This is a genomic window from Candidatus Poribacteria bacterium (genome assembly GCA_026702755.1).
In the GTDB taxonomy this organism is placed as follows: domain Bacteria; phylum Poribacteria; class WGA-4E; order WGA-4E; family WGA-3G; genus WGA-3G.
In genome coordinates this window covers 1-5,058 of the sequence record JAPPBX010000109.1, presented here as the reverse complement: position 1 = coordinate 5,058, position 5,058 = coordinate 1, and the positions used below count along the sequence as shown (strand labels likewise).

Sequence of the window (5,058 nt, the reverse complement as noted above, 5' to 3'; positions counted from 1 at the left end):
TGTACCTCGGATATGGATATAATCCTGATGTGAGGGTGTCGTATATTTCGTGTTTTCGGGGAACATAATCCTTCCGATATTCCGCGGATGCACGAGTGTCTTCTCACCGAAGAGTTTGTCGCACATATCCAAAATCGCAGGATGGTGTGCGAAGGCGTGGAAAGACTCCATGCTTTGGAACTCGTCTAAGACGGGCCAATACCCATCATCCCCTTCCATATAAGGACCGCCCGTCCGAATGCCGTCCATCAACGCGGCTTCACCCTTTGCCCAACCGTGCCGATGGCAGATTTCCAAGAAATCCCGACGTAAGTTGTAGATGGAATCGGCATCAATCAAACAGCGAAAAAAAAGATACCCGTCTTGCTGCGCCTGTTCTCGGAGTTTCTCAGGCTGATCTAAGAGTTGATTTGAAACAGTGAAGGGTTTAATACTCGCCATACAATGCTCCTTACTTGCGAAAACAGTAACGTGTTAATGTTGTGTCGTTAAAGATATTATAGCGACAAAACGGGGGGATGTCAAATCAAAGCCGTTAGCAGTCAGCAATCAGCAATCAGTAGTCAGGAAAAAGAATACCGCATGAAAACAGTGTTCAAAACTTTGACTTCTTTAGTGGTAAGGGGTGAGGGTTTCCTTCAAAGAATCAAGTTTGCTGTGAGAATATTGTTACGGGCAATTTTGGGAATATGATACAATATCGCAAGCGTATCCTTAAACTTAGGAGAAACCTCATGCTTAGCATCAAACATCTCGAAGCGATTCCGTTGAACGTGCCATTTTATCACGAACGGGTCAGCCGACACATGCACCGCGCCTTGACGCACGGCGAACGCGTCCACGTTTACCGCGTCGAACTCAGCAACGGTGTTATCGGTTACGGTGAAAATTTAGGGGACGAATCGGCGAACATTGAACAAGTCATCGGACAAAACGCATTTGCGTGTATGAACGACGATAGCATCGGGTTCGGCATCCAGATGTCGCTTTTTGACGCGATTGGCAAATCCGTTGGTGTCCCGGTTTATCAACTCATCGGACCCAAAATCCGCGAGCGGTGTCCTATTTCGTGGTGGGACATCGATATGCCGCCAGAGGATTGGGTGGCGGAAGTCCAGGAATCCGTGAAACGGGGTTATACCTCCGCAAAACTGAAGGCGCGTCCGTGGCGCGACATCTTTGCACAGGTCGATGCTGTTGGCAATGCCGTGCCAGCAGATTATCGACTCGACATCGACTTCAACGGTTTCCTGCGGACTGCAGATAACGCTATCCCTGTCTTACAGCAGCTGGACGAGCACCCGAACGTCGCTATCTACGAGAGTCCGTACTATCTCGGAACTGATGTGATGGGTGCGGTACGGTTGCAGGCGAATGTTCAGAAACGGATTGTGGAGCATTTCAACGAATCGTGCCTGCATGCCCGATGTTGCGGTGGGTTTGTTGTCGGTGGCGGTGTAAACTCGCTCCGACGGACGAACGCGCTCTGTGCTTCGTTTGAACAACCTTATTGGCTTCAGATGGTCGGCACGGGGATTACAACGGCATACTCGGTGCATCTTGGTGCGGTGTTATCGCAAGCGGAATTACCGGCGATTACGTGTCATGAGTTGTGGGAATCCGACCTGCTTGAAGATCGACTTGCTGTTGTTGACGGAACGATTGCGGTTCCTGAGTCGCCGGGGTTGGGGATTACAGTAGACGCAGCAGCGTTGGCAGAATACCGCGTGGATCCGTCTACGCCGACTCCGCAGCAGCTGTTCCGTGAGCGTGCGTATATGTGTAGGGTGCATATTCCAGATGGGAGCGGGGGTGAGGCTGTTCACGAGTTCAGTGGTGAGGATGTCTACTATCCGGCGTTTAGTGAAGGGGAGTATCCGGGGTTCGTGCCAGGGGTTTGGCTGGAGGTGGTTTAAAGAAACAGAAGGCAAACGGACATCCGCCCTAAACTGCTGAAGGTCGTTCTTGCAGGACAGGAATAACGTAACTTCGGACTTTCAAACCGTCTATTATCTCAGTTTCGAGGCGTGAGGTAGGATTGTTACGATGGTCAAACACAACATAGTAGCCTTCTTGTGCCCCTTCTAATTTGAGATATGCAGCGAGTTGTTTCTTGCCTGCCTTGTAGCGTCTGTCGCCTTCCCAAATCTTAGTTTCAACGATGTATTTGCGCTGGTTGTGAACAATAATGAGATCTATCCGCCCACGGCCGGTCTGAGCTTCAAGAAACATAGTGGCACCGACACTGTGGACAAGCTGCTCTAAATAGGCATAAAGGAGATGTTGCCCGACATACTCCTGGGGTGTATCCGGTACTTGCAAAATACGGAAACCGGCGCGTGCGATGAAACCTTGAAAATTTTCAAGGAGTGTTCCCATCTCAATCATGCCATCAAGTGTTAGATAATCAATAAAATCGTCCCCGTTGTCTTCAGAGAAATAATCATTCTCCAGTCCATTAAACAGAGGTTTAAAAGTCTGCAGAATACGATGTTGATAAATCGGATTGACAATTTCACACATCCCGTCAGTGCTTTCTGCGATTACTCCATAAATTGCGAGTTCATTCATGATGTCATTGTCCAGATTAAAAGGTAAACCTCTTTCATAAGAGGCAATCCGCATGAGGATTTTCTCAAACCGGCGGTCCCTACGGATATTGGTAAGCAGATGGTCGATATTGGTGTTCCGTTCGCGGAGGAGCCGTCTATGTGCCTTAAAAAAGTGACTTAACGCAATCGTTTCATTTTTCGGAATGTCCATCTCCTCGGTGAGCATCTGTGCGCAGCGATTAACGAGAAAGGGCTGTCCCGCAGTCTGTTTGTGAATAAAGGTGATAACTTCAGGTGCGAAGGCTTGTCCTATTTCTTCGGTGTACTGCTCAAAAAGTTCGCGGACTTGCGTGAGTGTAAAATTCGGTAAATGGAATTCATCTTGGATATTGAAAGGCGAGATTGATCGGTCGTAGTTAAGCTGCGTGATGTTCTTGACACCCACAATGCCAACACTATAAGGACACCGAAGCCTGGAGTTATCAAGGTAAATGTACCGGAGTGAGTGAAGGAAGCCGCGAACCGCGTCAGGCGGTATTGCATCAAATTCGTCGATGATGAGAACAACCTTTTGCTGGCTATCAGGTGCTGCAAGGAAATTGGGGAGTTGTTGAAAAAAAATCCGCATTGACACATGGTCCATTATCTCAACGTTCGACAAAAACTGCTTCAAAGCTGGAGAGGGTGTGCCACCTTGCCTTTGGAAAACGAACTCAATTTTCTTGCAAATATCCGTGTGAAGGTAACGATAAAAAGCAGCAGGTGTTAAGTCAATATACGCTTCAAAATTCAGTTGGACTGGGAAATATCCTTCAGCCATGAGAGTGTCCATCGCAGTGCGGAAGAGCGTCGTCTTACCGGTCTGTCGAGGTGCGAAAAGGACAATATATTTCCCCTTTTTCACACGTTCAACAAAATCCGCGATCTCTCTGGTGCGCGAGACTACGTAGTTCTCTTTAGGATTTACGGGACCTTGGGTTCCAAACGTTTTCATTTTTCCCTCTTGTCGCTAACATCTTTAAGAATTTTCGGTGTTTTCAGCAAAGTAATCGGAATCTACGCGTTTGATTTCATAAGTTTTCTCTACGGAAACACCGACGTTGTGATCAATCATCAGCTGCGCAAGTTGGTTTCCATCAATGAGGATAACCTTGGAGTCCCTGGAGTCAATCGTTTCTGTCCACTTTTACACACTGTGCATCAGTGAGGTTAGGAAACCTCACCTACCAGCCAGAGGCTGGAAGCGTGAATTTATTTTTCCAATTCACCATAAAAGCATCAGGGCTTACGCAAATTAAGGAAATATCAGAAATTTAGACGCAGAAAGTGGTAATTTTTGTCCTTTAAACCCCCTAAATCAATCAACGGTATGAAGGTTCTCCTTATGGCATTCCCCGCTTATCAGGGGGACTTTAAGAGGAAATGCGTAAGTCCTAAGCATAACAAACTTAATCTATTTGTCAAGCGTTTATTGCAAATGATACATTTCCTGTATCACCTCAAGGATGTCTGGGGCATCAGAGAGGTAGTGGGTTTTTGTCTGTTCTATGAGTTCATCCGGAACGCCGTGTAATGCTTCAGCGATGGGACCAGCGATAGCGGCGAGAGTATCCGCATCGCCGCCGAGAGAGATGGCGTTACGGATTGCGTCTTCAAAACTGACTGATTCCAGTGCGCATGTTATCGCCTGCGGCACGGTGCCCTGGCATGTCACATTAAAGGTATAGCTGGGACGGATGTCGTCTACTGTTTGCGTTAAGTCATACCCACAGTCGGCGGTGATAATCTCGCGAATCGTCTCTGGTTTCACGCCTCGATACGCGAGCCAGATGGCGTAAGTTGTTGCACGCGCGCCTTTTATGCCCTCTGGGTGATTGTGGGTAATTTCGGTTACTTTATTGGTGGCGGAGAGCGCAGCTTCCAGATCGTCCCGGTTCAAGAACGCCGCTGGTGAGACGCGCATCGCCGCACCGTTACCGTAACTGTTATAGGGTTGAGGGGAATCCGCATAAATCCACTCGCCAAACATACCGCCGTAACCGCGCCCTGGGTAACGCTGACACCACGCCTGCATCGTTTCTACTGGACGGAGATCGTGTAAAAGAATATCGGCAACTGCAACAGTGCAGACCGAATCGTCTGTGAAAATGCAGGTATCGTCGAAGAAAGGAAAATTTTTAGTTTTTATCCGATCCCATTCATAAATGGAACCGACGATGTCGCCTATAATCACACCTAACATGTCCTCTCCTTTGTGTTTGGCAAAAAAAACAGAAAATCTACTTAGCGATATGCTATACTATTTTGGCGTATAGGTAATATTATACCATATTTAGTTGATTGATAGCGGATTAAATCGAAAAACTGAAAAGAGGACAGATGCAGCGGATTCTTGTCACCGTTTGTGGAATATTATTGCTAGTAATGTTCTGCGGTTCAGATGAAAATAATGAAACTATGTAAGTCATGCAAAACTATTTCCCTGATGGCATCTGCACCCGGTTGT

4 protein-coding genes and 1 pseudogene are annotated in these 5,058 nt (G+C 47.4%); 1 reads left to right on the top strand and 4 read right to left on the bottom strand.

Annotated elements, in window-relative coordinates; all coding sequences use genetic code 11:
* Positions 1-441, bottom strand: a 441-nt coding sequence (locus OXH39_21595; protein ID MCY3553062.1) for a hypothetical protein, incomplete at its 3' end; no start/stop codon positions are given.
* A 293-nt stretch (positions 442-734) separates the two neighbouring features.
* Between OXH39_21595 and OXH39_21590 the strand changes: the two genes are divergently transcribed.
* On the top strand, positions 735-1,916 hold the full coding sequence (locus OXH39_21590; GenBank protein MCY3553061.1) for a mandelate racemase/muconate lactonizing enzyme family protein: 1,182 nt from the start codon (positions 735-737) through the stop codon (positions 1,914-1,916).
* A gap of 28 nt (positions 1,917-1,944) precedes the next feature.
* Here OXH39_21590 and OXH39_21585 read toward each other — a convergent pair whose 3' ends face one another.
* The 3 genes and pseudogenes from OXH39_21585 to OXH39_21575 form a co-directional block, all read right to left on the bottom strand.
* Positions 1,945-3,546 (bottom strand): AAA-like domain-containing protein, encoded by a 1,602-nt coding sequence (locus tag OXH39_21585; GenBank protein ID MCY3553060.1) that lies wholly within the window; start codon positions 3,544-3,546, stop codon positions 1,945-1,947.
* A 24-nt stretch (positions 3,547-3,570) separates the two neighbouring features.
* Positions 3,571-3,711, bottom strand: a pseudogene (locus tag OXH39_21580) (restriction endonuclease).
* Positions 3,712-4,020: 309 nt separating this feature from the next.
* The gene (locus OXH39_21575; protein ID MCY3553059.1) at positions 4,021-4,794 is read right to left on the bottom strand and encodes an ADP-ribosylglycohydrolase family protein; all 774 of its coding nucleotides are present in this window, start codon (positions 4,792-4,794) and stop codon (positions 4,021-4,023) included.
* Positions 4,795-5,058 lie beyond the last annotated feature (264 nt).

Coding starts and splice junctions, on each gene's coding strand:
- OXH39_21585 (MCY3553060.1), bottom strand. CDS start 3,546: ATGAAAACGTTTGGAACCCAAGGTCCCGTAAATCCTAAAGAGAACTAC.
- OXH39_21575 (MCY3553059.1), bottom strand. CDS start 4,794: ATGTTAGGTGTGATTATAGGCGACATCGTCGGTTCCATTTATGAATGG.
- OXH39_21590 (MCY3553061.1), top strand. CDS start 735: ATGCTTAGCATCAAACATCTCGAAGCGATTCCGTTGAACGTGCCATTT.